Raw genomic sequence first — 24,216 nt, forward strand, 5'->3', positions numbered from 1 at the left:
CGGGGAGCCGCCGTGCCGGTGATGGGAACGGCGCGCGCGCAACCCATACGTTCCGGGAGCTGTACGGTCGTATCCGGGAGGCCCGGGGCGGAAGAAGGTAGACATGGAGGCCGACGGACTTCGCGAGTTCGAGGAGCATCGACCGCGGCTCTTCGCGCTCGCCTACCGCATGCTCGGCTCGGCTAGCGAGGCCGAGGACGCTGTCCAGGAGACCTATCTGCGCTGGGACGGTGCCGAGCGCGGCGGAATCCGCTCCGCCGAGGCTTGGTTGACCACGGCGCTGGTCAATTTGTGCCGCAGCTGGCTGGTTTCGGCACGGGCCAGGCGGGAGAACTACGTCGGACCGTGGCTGCCCGAACCGGTGCCGACCGCGAACGGCGAGCTCGGTCCGCTGGAGAGCGTCGAAGAGCGCGAACTCGTCTCGTTCGCGCTGCTGACGGCGCTGGAGCGACTGAATCCGGTCGAACGGGCCGTCTTCGTGCTGCGCGAGGCATTCGGGTACGCGCACCGCGAAATCGCCGACATGCTCGACGTGACCGAGGCCAACTCGCAGCAGATCTTCCGGCGGGCGGGCCAGCGCGTGCGAGAAGGGCGGGCCCGCTTCGGCATTCCGGCCGAGCGCGCCCGTGAACTGGTCGAACTGTTCTTGAAGGCGGCGCGGGACGGCGATATCGACTCGCTGGAGCGGATGCTCACCGCCGATGTGACCGCCACGGCCGACGGCGGCGGCCGGATCAACGCGGCCCGCCGCCCGGTCTGCGGCGCGAACAATGTGGCGCGGTACCTCGCGGGCTTGCTGCGCTGGGAAGTGCCGGGAATGCGATTGCTCGTCGAGGAGGTCAACGGCGCGCCCGCCGTGGTGGCGCGCGTCGGTGGGGCGCCGATGCTCGTGGTGGGGATCGATGTGGCCGACGGGGCGGTCGAGGCGCTGCGGTTGATCGTCAACCCGGAGAAGCTGGCCTATTTCGCCAGGTCGAGCGGGTCGGACGGGGTAGCGGGCACGGTCCCGGCGCGGCCTCGCCGCTCCCTGTGACGCGCTTCACGGCGCTGGTCTGTCAGGATTCGACGGCCTGTCCGGTCTGAGGGGTGATGGCCGATCGAAAGGAGCCACATCATGACCGGACAGCATCGGATCGTCGTCCTCGGGGCCGGGTACGCGGGGCTGGCGGCGGCGCGCAGGCTCGCCCGCACGGCACGGGACGCGCGAATCACCGTGGTCGACGCCCACACGGCGTTCGTCGAGCGGGTGCGGCTGCACCAGCGGGCGGCCGGGCAACGGATTCCGGATTGGGATCTGCGTGAATTGCTGGAACCCAAGGGTATTCACTTCGCACACGCCGTCGCGACCGACATCGACACGGCCGGGAAACGCGTGGTGCTCGGCTCGGCGCCCGCACTGGAGTACGACACCCTGATCTACGCACTCGGCAGCGTGGCCGATGCCGAGCGCGTGCCGGGCGTGGCTGAGCACGCCTACTCCATTGCGACGCAGGAGGATACGAAGAATCTGGTGCTGCCGCGCGGAACGGTCGCGGTGGTCGGGGCCGGGGCGACCGGGATCGAACTGGCGGCGGAACTGGCCGAATCCAACCCGGATAACCGGGTGTTATTGATCGGTTCGGATGAACCGGGTGCCTGGCTGTCGCCGCGCGCGCAAACGCATATCCGGCGGACACTGGAGCGGCTCGGGGTAGAGATCCGGTCGGACGTCAAGGTGATCGAAGTGACGTCCACGGGCGTGCGATCGGCCGACGGTGCACTGGTCGAAGCCGCGGCGACGGTGTGGACCACGGGTTTTCGGGTGCCGGGCCTCGCCGCTCGCTCGGGGATCGCGGTGGACTCCGACGGCCGTGTGCTGACCGACGCCACCCTGCGTTCGGTCTCGCATCCGGACGTCTATGCCGCGGGTGACGCCGCCGTTGTCGCGGGGCCCGGCGGCCGCGAGCTGCGCATGGCCTGTGCCACGGCGTTGCCCACCGGCAAGCACGCGGCCGATGCCGTCGTCGCGCTGATGCGCGGGGCCCAGGCGCGGCCGCTGCGGTTCCGGTACGTGCTCCAGTGCCTGAGCCTGGGCCGACGCGACGGGCTGGTCCAATTCGTGCACGCCGACGACGCACCGGGCGGGATGGTGCTGACCGGACGAACCGCGGCGTGGGTGAAGGAGCGGATAGTGCGCGGAGCGGCCTGGGCCGCCCGGCCCTGAAAAATCGTCAACCAATGGTTGACGACTGTCGCACGTCAACCTATGGTTGACGCATGACATCGCAATTCCGCCTCGACGACCTGATCGAGGGCATCAAGAAAGCCCGTCCCGACAACGTGCTCGAGCAACTGTCCGACGCCGTTGTCCTGGCGAATCACATCGACGAGCTGGCCGATCACCTGATCGGCCATTTCGTGGACCAAGCCCGCCGCTCGGGGGCCTCCTGGACCGACATCGGCGCCAGCATGGGCGTCAGCAAGCAGGCCGCGCAGAAGCGGTTCGTGCCCAAGGTGCCCGACCCGGCCGCCGCCGCGGCCATGGACCCGAACGCGGGCTTCGCCCGGTTCACTCCTCGCGCGCGCCAGGTGGTCATGGCCGCGCAAGAGGCCGCCCGCTCCGCCGGAAACCCGGAGATCGCCGTCGGGCACGTGGTGCTCGGGCTGCTCACCGAACCCGAGGGGCTCGCGGTGCATGAGCTGGTCGCCAATGGCGTCGCGCTGGACGTGCTCTCCGCGGCCGCCACCGCGTCGCTGCCGCCGAGCGAGGGCGAGGTGCCGGCGCTGGTGCCGTTCGGCTCCGAGGCCAAAAAGGTGCTCGAGCTCACCTTCCGCGAGGCGCTTCGCTTGGGGCACAACTACATCGGCACCGAGCACATGCTGCTCGCCCTGCTCGAACAGGAGAACGGTTCCGGGCTGCTCAGCGACCTCGGGATGGACAAGGCGCGAACCGAAGCGCACTTGGTCGAGTTGCTGTCGTCGTTCACGTCCGGGAAGTCCTGATCCGGCGATGAAAGGCGGGCAGCTCCGGGCGGCAAGCGTGCTCGCCGTGGCCGTGCTGGTAATCGGCGTGGCGCGCCGGTCGGCTTCCGATCACCGATTCCGCAATGCCGTCAACGGATTCCGCGGCGCGCATGCCGCGCGGGCGCGCCGGCGCCGGGCACTGCGCACTCGAGGAGCCGGGATCGCACGACCTCGCCGAGGCGCTCCGGTCACCCGCCAGATGATGCGCGCGGCCTGATCACGCCCGCCCGGCCAGGCCGCCGCCCCACCGCGGCCAGCGAGCCTGCGGTTTCGGCTCGGAGACCAGCGGCTCGCGGTGGATGTCGGTGACGTAGAGGGGGAGTCGGGGTTCCAGCTGCGTGAGCAATTCGAGACCGCGCCCGCCCTGCGCCGCACGGTATTCCGGCATGGTGAGGCCGACGAGCTGCAGAAACCTGACCTGCCCGTGCACACTGTCGATGCTGCCCAGTTCCGGGTCGATCACGAAGCAGACGGCCTGATTGGTGCAGTCCGTGTGACCTGCGGCGATCGGTCCGTTCGCCTTGATGGTGTGTCCCGGCTCGAACCACTTGCCGGACTGGAATACGTAGCGCGCCAGGTTTTGCAGGAAGTTCGCCGGCCACGCGGGCGGTTCGGTCTGCTCCGGCCTGCGCGCCAAGCGGAAGGTGAATTCGAAGCCCCAGCCGGATTCGGCGGGGTTGTCCCATTCCTTCTCGTACAGCTCGGTCATGCCGTAACCGATGTAGTGCCAATGCGGTACCGGGTCGGTGCGGGAGTACGCGCTGATCCCGTCGAGCGGGTCGGGCCCGCCGAGGGACCACGGGTGGTCGGGGGCCCAGTGAAAGGGCTCGCTATCGCCGTACAGCGGCCGCAACGCGCCGTCGATGGCATCCCAGCCGGGTTTTTCACTCACCCCGTCACCATAAGCACGCGCCGGCGGGCCGCACTCGGGGCGTCGCGTGCTGGGTCCGGTCAGGAGTCCGGCACGTTGCGGGCGAGCTCGTCCAGCCAGGCCGCCGCCGACGCGTCGCTCGGGGCGCGCCAGTCGCCGCGCGGCGAGAGCGATCCGCCGGAGCCGACCTTCGGAGCGTTCGGCAGCGTCGAGCGCTTGAACTGGCTGGTCTGCACGAATCGGCGCAGGAATTCGGCCAGCCAATGCTTGATCGCGGCAAGGTCGTAGGCATTGCGCTGGTCGGCGGGCACGAGGTCGGGCCAGCGCCCGGCAGCGGGATCGGACCAGGCGTGCCGGGCCAGATAGGCGATGCGGCTGGGTCGGTAGCCGAAGCGCAACAGGTAGTACAGATGGAAATCCTGCAACTCGTACGGGCCCACCGTGGCTTCCGAACTCTGGCTCGGCACCGAGGTATCCGTGTGCGGAATCAGCTCCGGGGAGATCTCGGTGCGCAGAATCGACGACAGCACCTCGCCCGCTTCGGATCCGAACTGATCGGTGTCCACCGCCCAGGCGATCAGGTATTTGATCAGCGTCTTGGGCACCGACGCGTTGACGCTGTAGTGCGCCATGTGATCCCCGACGCCGAACGTGCACCAGCCGAGCGCGAGCTCGCTCAGGTCGCCCGTGCCGACCACCAGCGCGCCGTGCTGATTGGCCAGCCGGAACAGGTGCGAGGTTCGCTCGCCCGCCTGCACGTTCTCGTAGGTGATGTCGTAGTGCGCCGCGCCATCGGCGGCCGGGTGGCCGAGGTCGCGCAGCATCTGGGTGGCCGAAGGTCGGATGTCGATCTCGCCCGCCGTGACGCCGAGCGCCGCCATCAGGCGGTGCGCATCGGTCCTGGTCCTGGTGCTGGTCGCGAACCCGGGCATGGTGTAGGCCAGCACGTTCCTCCGGGGCAGGCCGAGCCGGTCCATCGTCTTGGCCGCCACGATCAGCGCCTGGGTGGAGTCCAACCCGCCGGACACCCCGATCACCACACGCTCGAGGCCGGTCGCCCGCAATCGCGTGCTCAGCCCTTCGACCTGGATGTGGTGCACTTCAGCGCAGCGTTCGTTGCGCACGGCGGGATCGGCGGGGACATAAGGGAAGCGCTCGATGTCGCGGTGCAGCGCGATCGGTTCTTCGGGGATCGGCAGCCGCACCTCGACGCGTCGCATCGCGGCCAGCCGGTCGCGGTGGTCGTGCACGTTGTCGGCGAAGCTGGTGGTGCGCAACCGGTCGGCCGCCAGCCTGCGCAGGTCCAGATCGGCGGTGACCAGCTGGGGATGATCGGAGAATCGCTCGCCTTCGGCGAGCAGGTCGCCGTTCTCGCAGATCAGCGCCTGCCCGTCCCAGGCGAGGTCGGTGGACGACTCGCCGTGCCCGGCGGCGGAATACATGTATGCCGCGAGGTAGCGGGCCGAATGCGAAGTGCACAGCGCTCGCCGGTAGTCCGCCTTCCCGATCACGATGTTGCTCGCCGACAGGTTGACCAGCACGGTCGCCCCGGCCAGCGCGGCGAAGCCGCTCGGCGGCAAGGGAACCCACCCGTCCTCGCAGATTTCCAGGTGAAAGGTGAAATCCTCCAGGTTGCTCGCGTGGAACAGCAGATCGGACCCGAACGGTGCCCGGTGCCCCGCGATCGTGACCTGGTCTTCCAGCGCTTCCCGCGCCGCCGCGAACTGACGCTTCTCGTAGTACTCCCGGTAGTTCGGCAGATAGCTCTTCGGCGCCACGCCGAGAACGACGCCGCGGCAGATCGCGACCGCGCAGTTGAACAGCCTGCCCTGCGCCCGCACCGGTGCGCCGACCACGAGCACTGTGTCGAGGTCCGTGCTCGCCGCGACCACCCGCTCCAGCGCCGCCTCGACCGCGACGTCCAGCGCGTCCTGGTGGAACAGGTCGTCGGCGGTATACGAGGACAACCCCAGCTCGGGGAACACCGTCAGCACCGCACCGGCCGCGGCGGCCTCGCCGGCCAGCTCGACGGTCTGCTCGACGTTGTAGGCGGGATCGGCCACCCGGAGCCGTGGCACGGCTACCGCCACCCGGGCGAACCCGTGCCGGTACAGCGAATCGAACGGCAGGTCGGCCACCGCACACCCCTTCGGGATCACCTGATCATGGTTTATCCGGAATCTACGCCGCGTTGGAGGTCCAGGTGTGGTGCCGGTTCCCGGCGAGCGCAGCAGCAGCGCTGCGACCTGTTCTTTTTCCGTCGCAGCCGAGGCGGGCTGATCGTCCGGCCCGAGATGTGAACCGGCGACGGCTAAGCTATAGCAATGGCGGATGAAACGGATTCCGACCTAATAGCGGGGGAACGGCGCGCAGACCTGCTGCGCGCGCTTTCGTATGTGTCCACCGAGTCCCAACCCGACGGCAGCTATGTGGTGAACGGCGACCTGCCGCCTGATGTGGCGCCGCCGTTCATTCGCGCGATCATGCGGGTCGAGGCGGAGCTGCTGCTGCACGATGCCGAGCTCGTCACCGTCGAGGGCGGCGAGCCGCGCACGCCGGAGGAACGCCGCACGGACGCCTTCGTCGCCTTGGTGCTGCGCGTCGACGACCGTCCGTAACCGGCGCGGCGGCCCGGGATGACCTTGCACTCGGCACCCCAGAGTGCTAAAAATGCTTTTGGCACTCCCGACCTGTGAGTGCCAGGTCGGGCCGGTGAGACCGGGTTCCAACGACACCCTCGGTCGTCCGTCGCGGGCACCGCACCTGGCCAGCGTAAATGGGGCGATCCAAACCTGCGGTCGTCCTGTGTGTCAGCCATACACATGGAGGATCTCAACAACGCCATGGCCAAGACAATTGCGTATGACGAAGAGGCCCGTCGCGGTCTCGAGCGGGGTCTGAACAGCCTCGCCGACGCGGTCAAGGTGACGCTGGGCCCCAAGGGTCGCAACGTTGTCCTGGAGAAGAAGTGGGGCGCCCCCACGATCACCAACGATGGTGTGTCCATCGCCAAGGAGATCGAGCTGGAGGACCCGTACGAGAAGATCGGCGCCGAGCTGGTCAAGGAAGTCGCCAAGAAGACCGACGACGTCGCCGGCGACGGCACCACCACCGCGACCGTGCTCGCTCAGGCGCTGGTGCGCGAGGGCCTGCGCAACGTCGCGGCCGGCGCGAACCCGCTGGGCCTGAAGCGCGGCATCGAGAAGGCCGTCGAGGCCGTCACCGCCAAGCTGCTCGACACCGCCAAGGAGGTCGAGACCAAGGAGCAGATCGCCGCCACCGCTGGTATCTCGGCGGGCGACGCGTCCATCGGTGAGCTGATCGCCGAGGCCATGGACAAGGTCGGCAAGGAAGGCGTCATCACCGTCGAGGAGAGCAACACCTTCGGCCTCCAGCTGGAGCTCACCGAGGGTATGCGCTTCGACAAGGGCTACATCTCCGGCTACTTCGTTACCGACCCGGAGCGTCAGGAAGCGGTCCTCGAGGACCCGTACATCCTGCTGGTCGGCTCGAAGGTCTCCACCGTGAAGGACCTGCTGCCGCTGCTGGAGAAGGTCATCCAGGCGGGCAAGCCGCTGCTGATCATCGCCGAGGACGTCGAGGGCGAGGCCCTGTCCACCCTGGTGGTCAACAAGATCCGCGGCACCTTCAAGTCCGTCGCGGTCAAGGCGCCTGGCTTCGGTGACCGCCGCAAGGCGCAGCTGGCCGACATCGCCATCCTGACCGGTGGCGAGGTCATCAGCGAAGAGGTCGGCCTCTCGCTGGAGGCCGCGGGCGTCGAGCTGCTCGGCCAGGCGCGCAAGGTCGTCGTCACCAAGGACGAGACCACCATCGTCGAGGGCGCAGGCGACGCGGAGGCGATCAAGGGCCGGGTCGCGCAGATCCGCACCGAGATCGAGAACTCCGACTCGGACTACGACCGCGAGAAGCTGCAGGAGCGCTTGGCCAAGCTGGCTGGCGGTGTCGCGGTGATCAAGGCGGGCGCGGCCACCGAGGTGGAGCTCAAGGAGCGCAAGCACCGCATCGAGGACGCCGTCCGCAACGCGAAGGCCGCCGTGGAGGAGGGCATCGTCGCCGGTGGTGGCGTCGCCCTGCTGCAGTCGGCTCCCGCGCTGGAGGAGCTGAAGCTGAGCGGTGACGAGGCCACCGGTGCGAACATCGTGAAGGTCGCGCTGTCGGCTCCGCTGAAGCAGATCGCGTTCAACGCCGGCCTCGAGCCCGGCGTGGTCGCCGAGAAGGTTTCCAACCTGCCCGCGGGTCACGGCCTGAACGCCGACTCGGGCGAGTACGAGGACCTGCTGGCCGCCGGCGTCGCCGACCCGGTCAAGGTCACCCGTTCGGCCCTGCAGAACGCCGCCTCCATCGCGGCGCTGTTCCTGACCACCGAGGCCGTGGTCGCCGACAAGCCGGAGAAGGCCGCCGCTCCCGCGGCCGACCCGACCGGCGGCATGGGCGGCATGGACTTCTGAGTCCGGCCACCCGGCAACCTCTGTCGAACCGGAAGCCGGTCCACCTTCGGGTGGGCCGGCTTCCGGCGTTCGGGGTCAGATTCCGTCGACGGTGACTACCTCGAACGGCTTCGGGGTGCCTGGGCCCATCGGGCCGCCCTTGTCGAATTGGGAGGAGACGACCAGGGTTCGGTTCCCGTCGCGGACCAGAGTCGTGGGGATACCGAGGGATGCGTCGGTTTGCTGGTGCGTGCGCGTGGCGGTGGCGCCGTCGTCGGTGATGGTCCAGCGGCTGATGGTGTTTGTCGTGTTGTGGGCGACCCACAGGGTGCCATCACGCAGTTCGAGTCCGTCACCTTGCCGGAGATCGCCGCCGTGCAGGGTCACTTTGGTGATGGGATTCGCTTCCGTGGTGAGGACTATGCGGTACAGGTTGCCGCGGGGCATGTCGACCGTGAGCAGATAGCGGCCGGCCGGGTCGGCGACGATGCCGTTCAGCGTGAAGGTGCCCGGCTCGGTCGGTCCGAGGGCGGAGCGCAGGTCGACGTGCGGGGTCAGCTCGCCGCGTCCTCCTTGCGCGATCGCGGCGGCCAGCTGGCCGGGGGTGACCCGATAGATGACCGACCGGATGCTGTCGGTCAAGTACGCCGTGCCGTCCGAGGTGATGGCGAGGTCGTTCACGAAACGCGGGTCGGCGCCGGGCACGGTGAAATCGGCCAGCAACGAGCGAGTCGCGATGTCGTACACCGCGACGCCGGTAGTCGAGTCGGTCACCCATAAACGGCCCGCCGCGTCGACCTTCAAGCCGTTGGCCGTCTTGTGGCCGTGTGCGCCTTCCGGCAGGAAAACTTCGGCCCGCTGAGCGTTCGGCGTCGCGCGATAGACCGCGCCCGTGGCGTAGGAGCCGACGTAGCTGTCTCCGGTGCGGGCGTCCAGCGCGATGCCTTCCGGGTAGACCCGGTCGCCGGGGAGTTCGTAAGCGGTGTGGACGTGTGTGGCGGGTGCATCGTCGCCGGTTCCGCAGGCCGCCAGCGCGGTGCTCGCGATTCCGGCGGCCAGGGTCGACACGATGCGGCGGGGCAGTGTGTGGGACATCTTCTACCTCTTCGAGATCATGCGATCATATGTAATCACTCTAAAGTGTGAGCACGAATCTAGATTAGAGTTCTAATTGTCGTCAATACTCTTCCGAGAAGACGTGCGGATACGATGCCGTCATGACGCCCATGCCCGCCTCTGAACGGATCGGTTCGTATCTCAAGCGCGCCGAGCAATCCCTGAACGCGGCCAAGAACGCCGCGTTGAAGCCGGTGGGCATCACCGTGTCGCAGTACGCCGCCCTGCTGTTCCTCGCCGAGAATCCGGGCATCTCGGCCGCCGCTCTGGCGCGGTTGTGCGGAGTCACCCCGCCGACCATGAACACCGTGCTGAGCAACCTGCAGGATCGCGGGCTCATCGCGCGCACCCCGCACGCGTGGCACAAGAACGTGTTGGAGACGACCCTGACCGACGAGGGCACGGCGGTGATGCGCGACGCGGACGCCCGCGCCATCCGGGTCGAACGCGCTTTGGCCGAGGAATTCACCGAAGACGAGCGAGCGACGATGCTCGCCCTGCTGGTCCGCTGCGCCGACCGGCTGGACACTATTCGCCCGGAGCCGAGTGTGTGATCGCGCGGGGCCTGAAGCAGCGCGAGGCTCAGCCCGTGCCGACGAGCCCGACGGTCATCGTGCGCTGCGAACCGTGAGTGGTCGACGGGCGCGGTCGTCGCCGGTGCCGGGCGCTGACTCAGCCGCCGAGTACGAAGGCTACGAGAAAGCCCGCCGCTGTTGCCATTCCGACCCACCAGCCGCCCTCGCGGTACGCCTCGGGCATCAGCGAGTCGGCGAGCACCGCGATCGTCGCGCCGCCTGCGAACGCCTGCACGGCGCTGATGTGCGTGAGGGAAAGATTGTCGGACAAGAGATTTCCCAGCACGGTGACCAGTACGAGCGCCGCCGCCGTCGCGGTCCAGAGCCACAGCGCGCGCCGCTGCGCGACGCCGTGCTGATCGCGCATCAACGCGGCCCCGCTGATCGCCTCGGGGACATTGCCGACGACCACGGCCACCAGCAGGACCAGGCTGCCGCCCGCGGTCAGCGAGACGCCGAGCGCGGTGTTCTCCGGAATGCCGTCCAGCAACGTGCCGAGCATCAGGGCCCAGCCGAGCGCGCGCGGCCCCAGCTTGTTCTCGATGAGATGGTTGGCCACCACGTAGACGCCCGCGCCCGCGAACAGCGCCACCCCGGCGATCACGACGCCCGCCTGGTGGAACGCGGGCTCGAACAGCTCGACCGACGCCGCCGCGATGAGCGTGCCGGAGCCGAACGCCATCAGCGAGGCGAGCACCGCTTTCGGTAGCTGCCAGTGCAATCCGACCACGGCGCCCAAGACCAGCGGCACGGCCGTCCCGAGTCCGTAGAGCAGCGCGGTGAGCATGCTTCAGCCTAAGTCAGGGTGGACGCGTCGAGCCGCCGGTCCAGGTCGTCGGGGAGCCGCCCGCCGGGCGCTGGAAGGCCGTTGGCCGTACGCTGAAGCCATGTCCGACCGCGGCCGGATCCGAGGTGTGCTGTACGACATCGACGGCGTCCTGGTGACCTCCTGGCAGGAGATCGAGGGCGCCGCCGCCGCGGTGCGCCGGATCCGCGAGAGCGGACTGCGCCGGGCGTTCCTCACCAACACCACATCGCGTACCTGCGCTGAGATCGCGGAACGACTGTGCGGCACCGGAATCGACGTCGACCCAGCCGAGATCGTCACGGCCGGAAGGCTCACCGCCGAGTTCGTCCGGCGGCGCTATCCCGGCGCGAGTGTCTGGGTGCTCAACCACGGCGACATCGCGGCGGATCTCACCGGCGTGACCCTCGACGACGGCCAGCCCGACGTGGTGGTAATCGGCGGCGCGGGACCGGAATTCACGCACCCGGCGCTGAGCCGGGTTGCGGAGCTGATGCTGGACGGCGTGCCGGTCGTCGCGATGCACAGCGGTCTCACCTGGGCGACGGCCGATGGACTGCGCATCGATGCGGGTGCGTACATCCCCGGCTTGGAGGCCGCGGGAAACGCGCGGATCGAGGTGCTCGGAAAGCCCGCCGCGCCGGGCTTCCGCACCTGCGCGGAATTGATGGGGCTCGATCCGGCGCAGGTGTTGATGATCGGTGATGATCTGCACTCGGATGTGCTTGCGGCGCAAGACGTCGGGATGACCGGCGTGTTGGTGCGCACCGGAAAATTCCGGTCCGGAGTGCTGGCATCGGCCGAGCGTTCGCCCGATCACGTCATCGATTCCGTGGCCGTGTTACCCGATTTACTGGCCGATCTGCGCGCAGCGGGCGAATCTCCCGTAACCGGCGAATCGGTTTGATTCAAAAAATTCTACGGTTTCCCTCTAAAATTGCCCGCAAACGCGGAGCGCCTGGGTATCGTCTCTGTCGGCAAATAGCCAGTGACAGGCAAGTCATACGGTCAGATCGGAGTTGCTGAATGGCTTATCCGCTAACGAACGTGCGTCTGCGGAAACTACTATGGTCGCCGGGCTTCTGGTCCGGCGACCAATTAATGAGCTAGCTACTGTACAGCCAACTTTCGGCAAACGCGTCTTCCGCCGGAGGTTGTAACGAAGGGCCCGATCGATGACGATGCGATCGGGCCCTTTCTGTATTGTCTGGCCCAATGTCACAGGATGCGAATACGGGTCGAATGTATGCCGGGCAACCCGTGGAGGACCGGCAACGTCAGCGGCGTGCGCGTTTTCTGGAGTCAGGCCTGACGGTCTTCGCGCGCGACGGCTACGCCAATAGTTCGGTCGGCGCCATCTGCAAGGACGCCGGACTGTCCTCGAGACAGTTCTACGAGGAGTTCACCGGTCGCGAGTCCCTGCTCCTAGAGCTCTACGAGCAGATCGATCGGGAGTCGCGGGACGCTGTGAAGAAGGCGTTGGACGCGAAATCCGGTGCGAGCGCGTTGGATGTCATCGACGCCGCCGTGCGCGCCTACGTCGAATCCATCGGATCCGATCCGCGCAAGGCGCGCGTCGCGCTGGTCGAGGTCGTCGGCGCGGGCCCGAAGGTGGAGAAGTTCCGCCTCGCGGTGCGCCGGGAGTGGGGTTCGCTGCTGGCCGGAGCCGCCGAGGACGCGGCCCTGCACGGCGAGATACCCACCGGCGACTACGAGATGCGTGTGCTCGCGATCATCGGCGCGGTCAACTATGTGGTGGATTCGTGGAGCGGTGCGGACCCGCGCCCACCGCTGGACGACGTCATCCGGGTGCTGAGCAAGGTGATCATCGGCGCGGTCCGCGCATAGTGTTGCGGATTCGGCCAGAGCGGCGCGGTAGCGTGCGGACATGCAGACAGTTCCGATCCAGATGCCGGACGGCACCACGGTTCCGGTGCGGTTGATCCCGGCCGAGGGCACGCACCGGCACCAGGTCACGCCGGACGCGCCGCGCCCGGTCGTGGTGATCGTGCCCGGTCTCGGCGTTCCGGCCGGATACTACGAACTGTTCGCCTCGGGCCTGGCCGCGCGCGGGTTCGACGTGGCCATCGGCGAGCTGCGCGGCAACGGCGACAGCAGGCCGAAGCCGAGCTCCACCAGCACCTTCGGATACCACGAGCTGGTCTCGGTGGACTTCCCGGCGATCTTCGAGGTGGTGCGCGACCAGTTCCCCGACAGCACGCCGTACCTGCTCGGCCACAGCATGGGCGGCCAGCTCGGCGTGATGTACGCCGCCCGGATCCGGGGCAGGCTGGGCGGGGTCATCCTGGTCGCCTCCGGCACCCCGTATTACCGCGGCTACCGCGGACTTTCGGGTCCCGGCATGCTGGTCGGCACCGCGGCGATCTCGCTGACGGCGAACCTGGCGGGCTTCTGGCCGGGCGACCGCGTCTCGATGGGTTTCGGCCGCCAGTCCAAGGTCCTGATCTCGGACTGGGCCCGGCTGGCCCGCACCGGCCGATTCGTCCCGGTGGGCGCCGACATCGATTACGAGAAGCGGATCGCGCGGCTGAAACTGCCCGTCCTGTCCATCACGATGACCGGCGACGAGCTCACTCCGCCCAGCTCCGCCGAGCACCTGCTGGACAAACTGCCGAACGCGGAGGTGACGCGCTGGCGGCAGCCGGAAGCGCTCGGCCACAACGGCTGGATCCGGCAGTACACCAGTACCGTCGATCAGATCGAGAAGTGGCTGCGCGACCGGTAGACCTGCTCGCGAATCCGGCGGCGTTCGTGGAGGTCAGCTACGTCGTTCGAGCAGCATCTGGGTGAAGAACTCGTAGATCAGCGCCGCCTGGAACGCGGACTGCTTGTTGTCCGCCGCGCCGCCGTGGCCGCCCTCGATGTTCTCGTGGTACCAGAATTCGTGGCCCTGGGCCTCCAGCAGAGCGGCCATCTTCCTGGCGTGGCCGGGGTGCACCCGGTCGTCCCTGGTCGAGGTGGTGAGCAGGATCGGCGGGTAGGCGCGGTCGGCGCGCGCGTTCTGGTAGGGCGAGTACTTGCTGATGTACTCCCATTCCTCCGGCTTGTCCGGGTCGCCGTACTCGGCCATCCACGAGGCGCCCGCGAGCAGCAGGTGGTAGCGCTTCATATCCAGTAGCGGCACCTGGCAGACGATCGCGCCGAACAGTTCGGGATAGCGGGTCAGCATCACGCCCATGAGCAGTCCGCCGTTGCTGCCGCCGACGGCGCCGAGCTGATCGGCGGTGGTGATGCCGCGCGCGACGAGGTCTTCGGCGATGGCGGAGAAGTCCTCGTATACCTTGTGCCGGTTGGCCTTCTGCACCGAAGTGTGCCACTGCGGCCCGTACTCGCCGCCGCCGCGGATATTGGTCATCACCCAGGTGCCGCCGCGCTCCAGCCAGCCCATGCCCGACGCGCCGCTGTAGCCCGGGGTGCGCGACACCTCGAAGCCGCCGTAGCCGGACATCACCGTCGGGCCGGGCAGGCCCTTGCGGTCGCGGTGGCGGATCACGAAGTACGGCACCCGCGTGCCGTCGGCGGACTCGGCGAAGAACTGCTCGGTCTCGACCCCCTCGGTGTCGAAGAATCCGGGCTCCTGCTTCAGCTGCTCGGTCTGTCCGCCGACGGCGCTGGTCAGCAGGGTGGCCGGGGTGGTGAATCCGCTGGTGTTCAGCATGAACTCGTCGCCGCCCTCCAGCGGGTCGAGATTCAGCACGCTGGTGGTGGCCATCGGCGGGGTATCGGCCAGCGGCTCACGCCGCCAGCCCGCCGCGCTGGGGGTGAGCACGTGGAGCTTGGTCTGCACGTCCTCGAGCGTGACCAGCAGCAGGTGATTCTCCGTCCAGCCGTACCCGTGCAGCGAGGTGTGCGGGTCCGGGGTGAAGATCACCTCGAATTCGCGGGAGCCGGACAGGAACTTCTCGAAATCGGTCGCCAGCAGCGCGCCCGCGGGGAAGGTATTCCCGCCCACCTCCCACGGCGATTTCAGCCGGACCAGCAGCCAGTCCTTGTACCAGGACTCGCTGGCGTCGCTGGGGATGTCGAGGTGCCGCAGCGTGCCGTCCGCCTCGAGCAGGTAGACCTCCTCGTTGAAGAAGTCCGTGGCGCGCCCGATGTAGTGCCGCTCGTAGCCCGGCGTCCGGTCGTAGCCCGCCGAGACCGCGACATCGCTCGGCTCGCCCTCGAAGACAGTTGCCGCCTCGGCCAATGGGGTCCCGCGGCGCCACAGTTTCGCGATCCGGGGATAGCCTGAATCGGTCAGTGAGCCAGGTCCGAAATCGGTGCCGACATACACCGAGTCGATATCGATCCACCGGATCTCCGACTTCGCCTCCGGCAGGAAGTAGCCGCCGTCCTCGGGGTCGAGGAACACCCTGCGCTCGAGGTCGAACTCGCGCACCACCTTCGCGTCGGCACCGCCGCGCGACAGACTGACCAGCGCGCGGGACTGCTCCGGGCGCAGCACCGCGGCGCCGCCCCACACCCAGTTCTCGTCCTCGGCGGCGGCGACCGCGTCCAGGTCGATCAGGATGTCCCAGTCCGGGACGTCCTTGCCGTACTCGGCGAACGTGGTGCGCCGCCACAGGCCGCGCGGGTGCTGCGCGTCCCGCCAGAAGTTGTACAGCCAAGGACCGCGACGTGCTGGGTAAGCGATCTTGGTGTCGGTGTCGAGCATGTCCAGGATGCGGCGTTCGAGCTCGCGGAAGCGCTCCGAGTCGGCGAACCGCTCGTGCACGACGGCGTTGCGCGCGCGAGCCCAGTCCAGGGCCCGCTCGTCGGTCACTTCTTCGAGCCAGAGGTAAGGGTCGGTCACGTTCTGCTCAACGCCGCTCATGCCCACATTGTTGCCGAGCGGCGCAACCCGGGTTCACCAGGTGTGTGCTACGTCGACCACGATGCGCGATCCGCTGCCCGGTCCGGTGAGGGTGTGCACCTGGAACGGCAACCGGGCGCGCACCCCGAGCCCGACCGTCGTCTGGCCCTCGAAGGAGCCCGCCCAGGCCACCTGCCGGAAGGTTCGGTAGTCCCGCACGTCGGCGAGCTCGGCGCGGTCGCCGGGGTGGTAGGTGGCGTTGTACGCGTCGTCGTGAGCGGGCGCGTTGAGGCTGATGCTCAGCGCAGCGCCGCCGCGCAGCGGGACGACTGCGCCGGAACCATCCATGACGACCCGCTCGACGTAGCCGACGTGGTACCCGGTGACCGGTCCGGCGATGTCGAACACCAGCCGGTCGAAGCACTCGTGTCGTCCGGCGCGCACGCCGGTCAGCGTCGCGAACGGTCGGGCCTGGCTCGTCTTGGGTAGCGAACCCCAGGTCGCGGTGCAATCCGGGGCCGCGGACGCGGGGCCGGGCGCGATCCAGAGACCGGCGAAGGTCACGGCGGAGACAATCAGCAGAAGCAAGCGACGCATGGTCGCACCGCCTTCGTGGGCAGGGAGGATGAACTACTGGGTGAATCGGCCGCCGAGAACCGGCTGTTACGCACAGGAATGCTGAAATGTGTTGGGGAGCTTGGCCATCGGCCATCGCATGCGGCTCGGGCGACTCGGTATTTGCTGCACACCGCCGATGGGCCCGCCTTGCCAGTAGGATCGCTGCTCCGAGGCCGATCCGACCAGGAGGTTCGAGGTTGCCGCCGTTTCTCTGGGAACAGCACTGCTGTCTGCCGCTGTCGTCCGCGGCCCGGATCGGCGACCTCGCGCGCTACCCGGCCGGGTCGTACTTGTCGGTCAACGTCGGGTACTCCCGCCAGTCGACCGCCGACGCTCTGGCGCTGCTGCGGCAATTTCGCCGGGATGCGTTGGCGGACGGTCGGTTTCATCTCGTCCGCACGGTGGATGACATCGGCGTCCCCGAAACGGTCGCGCTGGCGTTCGATCTCGAGGACGCCGGGCCGCTGGGCGGTGATCTGAACAATGTCGCGCGGTTCTACGAGCTCGGCGTGCGATCGCTGCTGCCCGCCTACAACCACGCCAACGCCGCGGGTTGCGGGTGCCTGGATACCGAGGACACCGGACTCACACGGTACGGCCGCGACCTAATCCACGCGCTCGACGAGGCCGGGATGTTCGCCGACGGGTCGCACTGCTCGCGGCGATCCGGCCTGGAGATCGCGGACCTGAGCGCCGTCCCGATGATCTACAGCCACTCGAATTTCGCCGCACTGTGGGACCACCCGCGCAACATCACCGACGAGCAGGCGCGTGCTTGTGCCGCGACCGGCGGCGTAATCGGAATCAATGGGGTAGGGATCTTTTTGGGGCGCAATGCCGAGGATGAGCGCGCCGCGCGGATCGAGGCGATGGCGCGGCACGTCGAGTACGGCGCCGAGCTGGTCGGCATCGAGCACATCGGAATCGGATCGGACTACTCCTTCGACGCCGAGGACTTCAACGCCGAGCTGCGGCAGAACCCGGGCGCCTTCTCCGAGTCGTACACCCGGTGGGGCCCGCTGCAGTGGGTTCCACCGGAGGACCTGCTCGGCGCCACCGACCTGCCCGGCCTGGACGAAGTGCTGGCCGGGCGCGGCTTCAGCGCGACAGAGCGGGCCGCGGTGTTCGGCGGGAACTTCCGCCGGGTCGCCGCGCAGGTGTGGCGGAACTGATCACGCCGGCCGCACCGGCATCTTGCCGATATCGGCGCCGGACAGGACGCCGAGGAACGCGGCGGGCGCCTGCTGGAGTGCCGTCCGCGAGCCATCCGGCTGCTGCCCACCGCGCCGGCCGCCGAGTTGACCACAGTGTTGCCGGGTGTGCGCGCGGCATGCTAACCCCCGGATCTACCATGTTCTTCCCGGTCACGGGAAGTTTTCTGGTGGGTGTGGCCCACGACTCATTGTTGTGGGGGACCGGTGGGTGAAGTTTGCCCGGCGGAGTTAGGCTCGGTCTCGTGACTTCCCATTACGACGTTGTCGTTCTCGGTGCCGGTCCAGGCGGTTACGTCGCCGCCATCCGTGCGGCACAGTTAGGCCTCCGTACCGCGATCGTCGAGCAGAAGTATTGGGGCGGGGTGTGCCTCAATGTCGGCTGCATCCCCTCCAAGGCGCTGCTGCGGAATGCGGAACTGGCACACATCTTCACCAAAGAGGCGAAGACCTTCGGCATCTCCGGCGAGGCGACCTTCGACTTCGGCGTCGCCTTCGACCGCAGCCGCAAGGTCGCCGACGGTCGCGTCAAGGGCGTCCACTTCCTGATGAAGAAGAACAAGATCGACGAGTTCGACGGCAAGGGCACCTTCACCGGCCCGAACTCGCTGTCGGTCGAGCTCAACAAGGGCGGCACCGAGACGGTCACGTTCGACAACGTGATCATCGCGGCGGGCACCGTCACCAAGCTGCTGCCCGGCACGCAGCTGAGCGCGAACGTGGTCACCTACGAGGAGCAGATCCTCACCCGCGACCTGCCCGGCTCGATCCTGATCGTCGGCGCCGGCGCGATCGGCATGGAGTTCGGTTACGTCCTGAAGAACTACGGCGTCGACGTGCGCATCGTCGAGTTCCTCGACCGCGCGCTGCCGAACGAGGACGCGGACGTCTCCAAGGAGATCACCAAGCAGTACAAGAAGCTCGGCATCACCATCACCACCGGTGCCGCCGTGCAGTCCATCGAGGACGACGGCGCCAAGGTCACCGTCTCGATCAAGGACAACAAGACCGGCGCGATCGAGACCGTCACCGTCGACAAGGTGCTGCAAGCCGTCGGCTTCGCGCCGCGGGTCGAGGGCTACGGCCTGGAGACCACCGGCGTGCAGCTCGAGCGCGGCGCCATCGTGATCGACGACTACATGCGCACCAACGTGCCGAACATCTACGCCATCGGCGACGTCACCGGCAAACTGCAGCTCGCGCACGTCGCCGAGGCCCAAGGCGTGGTGGCGGCGGAGACGATCGCGGGCGCGGAGACCGTCACTCTCGGCGACTACCGGATGATGCCGCGTGCCACGTTCTGCCAGCCGCAGGTCGCCAGCTTCGGCCTGACCGAGCAGCAGGCCCGCGACGAGGGCTACGAGGTGAAGGTCGCGACCTTCCCGTTCACCGCCAACGGCAAGGCGCACGGCCTCGGTGACCCGACCGGTTTCGTCAAGCTCGTCGCCGACGCCAAGTACGGCGAGCTGCTCGGCGGGCATCTCATCGGCCCCGACGTCTCCGAGCTGCTGCCCGAGCTCACCCTCGCGCAGAAGTGGGACCTGACGGTCAACGAGCTGACCCGCAACGTGCACACCCACCCGACGCTCAGCGAGGCCCTCCAGGAAGCGTTCCACGGCCTGGCCGGCCACATGATCAACTTCTGATCTTCGGCACAAGGGGCGTGCGGCCGTCGGCCGCACGCCCCTTGGCTTGTCCGGCAATGGTTTCCGCGGCGGTAGGGACTTCGGAAGTCGGCGTCGGCGCGGGTGGTCTGCTATACAGCGTGCATGCTTCGTAGGTGGCTGATCGGAAGTGTGCCGGTGCTCGTCGTCGTGGTGCTGCTGGCTACGGGCACCTACTACGTGATGAACGCCCGCACCTTCCAGTTGGCCGGTCATGTGGTGAGCCGGGTGGACACCGACGCGAAGGTGGTCGCGCTGACCTTGGACGACGGACCGACCGATCGCGCGCCGGAAGTGCTGAGAGTCCTTGCCGAGGCCCAGGTTCCGGCCACTTTCTATCTGAACGGCCGTGATCTCGCCGCGCACCCGGAGCACGGCAGGGCCATCGCGGCGGCGGGCCATGAGATCGGCAATCACACCTATTCACATCGGCGGATGGTCTTCGTCACTCCCGGCACGGTTCGTGACGAAGTGGAGCGCACCGACGCTGAGATCATGAAAACGGGTTACGTCGGCCCGATCACCTTCCGCCCGCCCTACGGCAAGAAGCTCCTGCTGCTGCCGCGTTACCTGGCCGAGCATGATCGGGTCACCGTGATGTGGGATGTCGAACCCGATTCCGGAAAGTCCGCCACCGCGGACGATATCGTCGCCGAAACGCTCGCCGAGGTCCGGCCCGGGTCGATCATCTTGCTGCATGCCATGTTCGGCGCGACCGCCGCACTGGAGGCCATCCCGCGCATTGTCGCCGAATTGCGTTCCGCCGGGTACCAATTCGTCACGGTCTCCGACTTGATGTCCCGCTGAGCGATCGGCACGCGCGGGGCAAGGGCGCATAACCCCGGGCCGACTGCCCGGGTTGTCCGGAGAAATCAGAGCATTCCGTAAGCGTGTGTCGGCGTGAACAGGACCAAGGCGCGGCGATCGGCGACCATCGCGTTGCGGTATTCGTCCCAGTCGGGGTGCTCCCCGGAGGCGGTGCGGTAGTAGTCGACGAGCGCGTCGACCGTGCGATCGTCGGGGGCGGCGGCGACCGGCGTGAGTTCCACCGTTCCTTCCAGTACGGCGTAGGCGAAGAAGTCGTCGCGGGTCACGTGCAACGCCGCCCATGGGTCGCGGACCAGGTTGTGGTACTTCGCGCGGTCGGCGGTGATGGAGATGCGGATGCGGCCGTCCGCGCCGACGACGTGCAGCACGTTGGACAGTTGCGGGCGTCCGTTGCGGCGCATCGTGGTGAGCACGGACCTGCGGTGTTCGCGTGCGAAATCAACTGCGGCGGCGAGTTCCATGCCCGTGTAACCAGCGATGACGCCGGGCTCTTCCCGGCTCAGTCGCGGTGGTAGGCCGCCTGCGCCTCGCGCACGAGCGGCATGTTGATCTCCAGCACCTGGATGAGTGCCTCCAGATGCTCGGCCACCTGGGCGCCCAGTTCGGTGAGGGTGTATTCGACTCGCGGGGGGATGGTCTCCAGTACCTCCCGGTGCACCATGCCGTCGCGCTCGAGCGCCTGGAGAGTTTGCGAGAGCATGCGCTCGCTGACGCCGTCCACTCGGCGGCGCAGGGCGCTGAACCGGTACGGCCCCTCACGCAGCGCGACCAGCGCCAATGTGCCCCACCGGCTGGCCACATTCTGCAAAACCGGCCGCGAGGTGCAGTTCCGGGCGAAGACATCGGCTTCCAGCGTGGGGTCGTCGGCCTCAGCCGGGACGGTGCGCTGGGTTGTCATGACCGCCATGGTACCCAACTTGACCGCAGTAGTATCAGAATGCATAGTGCTTACGAATAGTTAGTACTAGTCAAACCGTACACAACTGGGAGGTAGTCATGACCGTCGCGGTGACCGGGGCCAGCGGACAACTGGGCCGACTCGTGGTGGAGGCGCTGTTGCGTGAGGGATCTGCGGAGGTTGTGGCCATCGTGCGCGATCCGCAGAAGGTGGCCGATCTGGCCGCGCGAGGCGTCGACGTCCGGCAGGCCGACTACGGCGACGCGGCGGCGCTGAATCGGGCGCTCGACGGCGTCGACCGAGTGCTGCTGATCTCCGGCAACGAGTTCGGCGCCCGAGTGGCCCAGCACACCAATGTGATTCGTGCGGCGGAGCGCGCAGGCGTCGAACTGCTCGCCTACACCAGCATCCCGGATGCGGCGGAGAATCCGATGATTCTCGCTCGAGAGCACAAGGGGACCGAGGCGGTACTCGCCGAATCGACCGTGCCGTACGCGCTGCTGCGCAACGGCTGGTACTGGGAGAACTACCTGGGCGGCCTCGGGCACGCGGTGCGCTCGGGTGTGCTGCACGGTGCCGCGGCCGAGGGCCGGGTGGCGGGTGCGGCACGCGCCGACTTTGCCGAGGTGGCCGCCAAGGTGCTCACCACCGATGGGCACGCGGGCCGGGTATACGAACTCGGTGGCAGCGAATCGCTCACCTATGCCGAACTAGCCCAGGCGATTGCGGATGCGGCCGGTAAGCCTGTGCGCTACGAGGATCTGTCGGAGGACGACTACGCTGCCGTGCTGGTCGGGGCAGGGCTGCCCGCCGACTACGCCAAGGCACTCGCCGATGCCGACACGGGCATTTCGCGGGGCCTTCTGGACGTGCGCTCCGGTGATCTGGAAAAGCTGCTCGGCCGGCCTGCGACCAGCGCTGTCGAAGTATTCCGCGCCGCGCTCGGCTGATATCAGGTCAGCCGAGCGTCCGGGGCCGTGTCCATGGCGAGCCGCGACCGACGCCATGGACCCGCTGCCCTCGGGTGGCAAATACTTGTGTGGCCGCGGTTGGCGCCCTACGTCAGCACAGCGGCGCAACCGCCGCTTTCGTCAGACACCCACTCAGACCCACTGCACGAGTTGGATGATGATCCCGTTCGGATCGCTCATCTGGAAGTACCGCTCGCCCCACGGCTCGGTTTCGATGGGCGTCACGATCGGAACTCCTTCGGTTTGCAGCCGGGCGTACTCGGCATCGATGTCGTCGACGACGAAGACCACGAGCAGGCCCTCGCCCGCGCTGCCTGCCGCGCTCTTCGGCTTGAAGCTCGCCAGCCCGGTGCGCAGGTAGATGACGTTCAGCCCGGCATCCGGCCGCTCCAGCGAGATGAATCCGTCAGCCGACATCTTCTCCTCGAATCCGAGGTGGTCGATCAAGAACTTCGCCGAGGCTCCCGGGTCGGGGACGTTGAGCGAGATGGCGGAACCGGTGATTTTCATGAGCCCTCCCTGGGCGTCGTAACTCTGTACTAAGTACGCTATACTTTGTAGAGAAATTTTCGGGCGGACGCACTGTGATCTGAATCACATGGATACCATCGAATTTCGATCACGTGAGGAGGCGGCGGTGGGACAGCCGAAGGAGCGCAGCGGCGCGGGGGATCCGGTGCGCACACTCGAGCTGCTCTGGCGGATTCCGGCGAGTTCCGGCACCGGCCGCGGGCCGAAGCAACGCAGCAGTGTCGATGCGGTGGTCACCGCGGCGATCGAGATCGCCGACGCGGAAGGCATCGGCGCGCTCACCATGCGTGCGGTCGCCACCGAACTCGGCCTGACGCCGATGGCCACCTACACCTACGTGCCGGGGAAGGCCGAGTTGGTCGATCTGATGCTAGACACGGTCTACGCGCGGATGGAACGCGCCGACCTGACCGGTCTGCCCTGGCGCGAACGCGTCACTCGCGTCGCCGCCGAGAACCGGGCACTGCTGGCGCGGCATCCGTGGGTCGCCTACCTGCCGACCACCCGTCCACCGCTCGGTCCCGGTCTCGCCGCGAAATACGATCACGAGCTGCGGGCCTTCGACGGTCTCGGACTGGACGACGTCGCCATGGACGCCGCGCTGACGTTCGTGCTCGGATTCGTCACGTCCGTCGCCCGCATAGCCATCGACGCTGAGCGCGCGGCGGCCGACAGCGCTATGTCGGACCGGCAGTGGTGGGAGCGGGCCGCACCGGTGCTGGCCGAAGTCTTCGATGCGGAGCGTTATCCGCTCGCCACGCGCGTCGGCGCGGCCGCCGGTCAGGTACACGACGCCGCCTACAGCGCCGACCATGCCTACGAGTTCGGCTTGGAGCTGGTGCTGGACGGTCTCGCCCGGCGCATCGAAGGCCCGCGCTCCGCGGACCGTTAGGCGTACTCCGCCTTTCGCGGCAGCCGTGCGCGGGCTCGAGGCGTACTGCGTTCGACAGCGCCCTCTATGCGGCTGCCTCGCGTCCGCTCGGCGCGACGCGGGCTGTGGATGGACTCCGTCCGATAGCGCCCTTCATGAGGCTGCCTCTGCCACCGTTCGGCCCGGTGCGGGGCTGAGGATGGACTTCGTCCGGCTGCGACTTTTCCCGTCCCTGCCCCTGCCTTCGCTCGGCCCGGTGCGGGCTGTGGACGGGCCTCGTCCAGCTGTGCCCTTTCCTGCGGCTGCCTCTGCCTTCGCTCGGCCCGGTGCGGGCTGTGGACGGGCCTCGTCCGGCTGCTGTCCTCAGACACCGTCGCGCTGGATGCGCAGCGCGGTGATGGTGGCGGCCAGCCCCTCGTACTGGTTGATCAGCAGGACGATTTCGATCAGGCTGCGCTCGTCGTAGTGTTTGGCCAGTTCGGTCCAGGCGTCGTCGCCGATGTCGCGTTTCTCCACGAGCTGGTCCACCGCGGTCAGCAGCGCATGGTGCTTCTGCGACCAGCCCGCCGCGGCCGGTCCGATGCGGAGCCGGTCGAGGACCTCGGCGGTCACCCCGGCCCGCCTGCCGAGGCGGATGTGATGGTCCATCTCGTAGTCGCATCCGCGCAGGTGCGCGACCCGGATGATGACCAACTCGGATTCGTGGCGCGGCAACCGCCCGCCCGGCATCAGCCTGCCCGAGTAGTGCAGCCAGCCGCGGAACAGGCCCTTGGTGCGGCCGAGCGTGCTGAACAAATGCGCGTCGTCGGTGCCGGCGGCACGGGAAAGTACCTGCCAGGCAACCCAGTTGACTGGACCGAGTTCCCGGAGTCGCCCGGGAGAGATGCGTGGTTGCAGCACTGAAACCATGCTGGGACGCCTCCTCGCGTGCTGGTACGGCCTGCGTCGGTGCTGGGCCGTATATCGAGCGTACCCGGGCGTCAGCTCCAG

General features: G+C 68.0%; 24 protein-coding genes. 14 read left to right on the top strand and 10 right to left on the bottom strand.

The annotated features are described in order from the left end of the window. Window positions 1-103: 103 nt before the first annotated feature. From IU459_RS09915 to IU459_RS09925, 3 genes are all read left to right on the top strand, one after another. Window positions 104-1,033, top strand: a complete 930-nt coding sequence (locus tag IU459_RS09915; protein WP_195129190.1) for an RNA polymerase sigma-70 factor — start codon at window positions 104-106, stop codon at window positions 1,031-1,033. An 81-nt stretch (window positions 1,034-1,114) separates the two neighbouring features. Further along, window positions 1,115-2,203: an NAD(P)/FAD-dependent oxidoreductase gene (locus tag IU459_RS09920; RefSeq protein ID WP_195129191.1), complete on the top strand. Its 1,089-nt coding sequence runs from the start codon at window positions 1,115-1,117 to the stop codon at window positions 2,201-2,203. Window positions 2,204-2,256: 53 nt separating this feature from the next. Continuing rightward, window positions 2,257-2,982: a Clp protease N-terminal domain-containing protein gene (locus IU459_RS09925; protein WP_195129192.1), complete on the top strand. Its 726-nt coding sequence runs from the start codon at window positions 2,257-2,259 to the stop codon at window positions 2,980-2,982. 238 nt (window positions 2,983-3,220) lie between these two features. Here the strand turns inward: IU459_RS09925 and IU459_RS09930 are convergent, their stop codons facing one another. Further along, window positions 3,221-3,895, bottom strand: coding sequence for a suppressor of fused domain protein (locus tag IU459_RS09930; protein ID WP_195129193.1), 675 nt, complete (start codon window positions 3,893-3,895; stop codon window positions 3,221-3,223). Window positions 3,896-3,954: 59 nt separating this feature from the next. Beyond that, window positions 3,955-6,033 (bottom strand): NAD(+) synthase, encoded by a 2,079-nt coding sequence (locus IU459_RS09935; protein WP_324198812.1) that lies wholly within the window; start codon window positions 6,031-6,033, stop codon window positions 3,955-3,957. Window positions 6,034-6,198: 165 nt separating this feature from the next. On the opposite strand from IU459_RS09935, the gene IU459_RS09940 reads away from it, so the two are divergent. Together IU459_RS09940 and groL are read left to right on the top strand one after the other, a co-directional pair. Beyond that, window positions 6,199-6,492, top strand: a complete 294-nt coding sequence (locus tag IU459_RS09940) for a hypothetical protein (protein WP_040784153.1) — start codon at window positions 6,199-6,201, stop codon at window positions 6,490-6,492. A gap of 225 nt (window positions 6,493-6,717) precedes the next feature. Continuing rightward, entirely contained in the window at window positions 6,718-8,343 is a 1,626-nt protein-coding gene (groL, locus tag IU459_RS09945; protein WP_195129194.1) for a chaperonin GroEL, read from the top strand. Window positions 8,344-8,418: 75 nt separating this feature from the next. On the opposite strand, the gene IU459_RS09950 is transcribed toward groL, so the two are convergent. Then, on the bottom strand, window positions 8,419-9,417 hold the full coding sequence (locus IU459_RS09950) for an SMP-30/gluconolactonase/LRE family protein (RefSeq protein WP_195129195.1): 999 nt from the start codon (window positions 9,415-9,417) through the stop codon (window positions 8,419-8,421). Between the two features lie 122 nt (window positions 9,418-9,539). Between IU459_RS09950 and IU459_RS09955 the strand changes: the two genes are divergently transcribed. Next, the gene (locus tag IU459_RS09955; RefSeq protein ID WP_228837673.1) at window positions 9,540-9,992 is read left to right on the top strand and encodes a MarR family winged helix-turn-helix transcriptional regulator; all 453 of its coding nucleotides are present in this window, start codon (window positions 9,540-9,542) and stop codon (window positions 9,990-9,992) included. A gap of 118 nt (window positions 9,993-10,110) precedes the next feature. Here IU459_RS09955 and IU459_RS09960 read toward each other — a convergent pair whose 3' ends face one another. Further along, window positions 10,111-10,800 carry a ZIP family metal transporter gene (locus IU459_RS09960; RefSeq protein ID WP_195129196.1) on the bottom strand — a complete coding sequence of 230 codons (690 nt, stop codon included), beginning with the start codon at window positions 10,798-10,800 and terminating at the stop codon, window positions 10,111-10,113. 100 nt (window positions 10,801-10,900) lie between these two features. Between IU459_RS09960 and IU459_RS09965 the strand changes: the two genes are divergently transcribed. The 3 genes from IU459_RS09965 to IU459_RS09975 all read left to right on the top strand — a co-directional run bounded on the left by IU459_RS09965 (window position 10,901) and on the right by IU459_RS09975 (window position 13,564). After that, entirely contained in the window at window positions 10,901-11,725 is an 825-nt protein-coding gene (locus tag IU459_RS09965) for an HAD-IIA family hydrolase (protein WP_195129197.1), read from the top strand. Between the two features lie 308 nt (window positions 11,726-12,033). Next, window positions 12,034-12,666, top strand: a complete 633-nt coding sequence (locus tag IU459_RS09970) for a TetR/AcrR family transcriptional regulator (protein WP_228837674.1) — start codon at window positions 12,034-12,036, stop codon at window positions 12,664-12,666. Between the two features lie 40 nt (window positions 12,667-12,706). Further along, complete coding sequence (locus IU459_RS09975) at window positions 12,707-13,564, top strand: alpha/beta hydrolase family protein (protein WP_195129198.1); 858 nt, start codon at window positions 12,707-12,709, stop codon at window positions 13,562-13,564. A 33-nt stretch (window positions 13,565-13,597) separates the two neighbouring features. On the opposite strand, the gene IU459_RS09980 is transcribed toward IU459_RS09975, so the two are convergent. Both IU459_RS09980 and IU459_RS09985 read right to left on the bottom strand, forming a co-directional pair. Continuing rightward, entirely contained in the window at window positions 13,598-15,655 is a 2,058-nt protein-coding gene (locus IU459_RS09980) for a prolyl oligopeptidase family serine peptidase (RefSeq protein WP_195129199.1), read from the bottom strand. 33 nt (window positions 15,656-15,688) lie between these two features. Beyond that, window positions 15,689-16,231, bottom strand: coding sequence for an AMIN-like domain-containing (lipo)protein (locus IU459_RS09985; RefSeq protein ID WP_195129200.1), 543 nt, complete (start codon window positions 16,229-16,231; stop codon window positions 15,689-15,691). A 218-nt stretch (window positions 16,232-16,449) separates the two neighbouring features. On the opposite strand from IU459_RS09985, the gene IU459_RS09990 reads away from it, so the two are divergent. The 3 genes from IU459_RS09990 to IU459_RS10000 all read left to right on the top strand — a co-directional run bounded on the left by IU459_RS09990 (window position 16,450) and on the right by IU459_RS10000 (window position 19,934). After that, a complete protein-coding gene (locus IU459_RS09990) occupies window positions 16,450-17,424 on the top strand; it encodes a dipeptidase (RefSeq protein ID WP_228837675.1) in 975 nt (324 codons plus the stop codon). A gap of 284 nt (window positions 17,425-17,708) precedes the next feature. Continuing rightward, window positions 17,709-19,109 carry a dihydrolipoyl dehydrogenase gene (gene lpdA, locus IU459_RS09995; protein WP_195129202.1) on the top strand — a complete coding sequence of 467 codons (1,401 nt, stop codon included), beginning with the start codon at window positions 17,709-17,711 and terminating at the stop codon, window positions 19,107-19,109. Window positions 19,110-19,232: 123 nt separating this feature from the next. Next, on the top strand, window positions 19,233-19,934 hold the full coding sequence (locus IU459_RS10000; RefSeq protein WP_195129203.1) for a polysaccharide deacetylase family protein: 702 nt from the start codon (window positions 19,233-19,235) through the stop codon (window positions 19,932-19,934). Between the two features lie 65 nt (window positions 19,935-19,999). On the opposite strand, the gene IU459_RS10005 is transcribed toward IU459_RS10000, so the two are convergent. After that, entirely contained in the window at window positions 20,000-20,416 is a 417-nt protein-coding gene (locus IU459_RS10005; RefSeq protein ID WP_195129204.1) for a PPOX class F420-dependent oxidoreductase, read from the bottom strand. Between the two features lie 38 nt (window positions 20,417-20,454). After that, window positions 20,455-20,853 (bottom strand): winged helix-turn-helix transcriptional regulator, encoded by a 399-nt coding sequence (locus IU459_RS10010; RefSeq protein WP_195129205.1) that lies wholly within the window; start codon window positions 20,851-20,853, stop codon window positions 20,455-20,457. A gap of 98 nt (window positions 20,854-20,951) precedes the next feature. Between IU459_RS10010 and IU459_RS10015 the strand changes: the two genes are divergently transcribed. Then, window positions 20,952-21,803, top strand: coding sequence for an SDR family oxidoreductase (locus tag IU459_RS10015; RefSeq protein WP_195129206.1), 852 nt, complete (start codon window positions 20,952-20,954; stop codon window positions 21,801-21,803). Between the two features lie 153 nt (window positions 21,804-21,956). Here the strand turns inward: IU459_RS10015 and IU459_RS10020 are convergent, their stop codons facing one another. Next, window positions 21,957-22,334: a VOC family protein gene (locus IU459_RS10020; RefSeq protein WP_195129207.1), complete on the bottom strand. Its 378-nt coding sequence runs from the start codon at window positions 22,332-22,334 to the stop codon at window positions 21,957-21,959. Between the two features lie 127 nt (window positions 22,335-22,461). On the opposite strand from IU459_RS10020, the gene IU459_RS10025 reads away from it, so the two are divergent. Then, window positions 22,462-23,247, top strand: coding sequence for a TetR/AcrR family transcriptional regulator (locus IU459_RS10025; RefSeq protein WP_324198813.1), 786 nt, complete (start codon window positions 22,462-22,464; stop codon window positions 23,245-23,247). A gap of 342 nt (window positions 23,248-23,589) precedes the next feature. Here IU459_RS10025 and IU459_RS10030 read toward each other — a convergent pair whose 3' ends face one another. Beyond that, window positions 23,590-24,123, bottom strand: coding sequence for a carboxymuconolactone decarboxylase family protein (locus IU459_RS10030; RefSeq protein WP_195129398.1), 534 nt, complete (start codon window positions 24,121-24,123; stop codon window positions 23,590-23,592). Window positions 24,124-24,216: the final 93 nt, after the last annotated feature.

This window comes from Nocardia amamiensis (assembly GCF_015477605.1).
GTDB lineage: Bacteria > Actinomycetota > Actinomycetes > Mycobacteriales > Mycobacteriaceae > Nocardia > Nocardia amamiensis_A.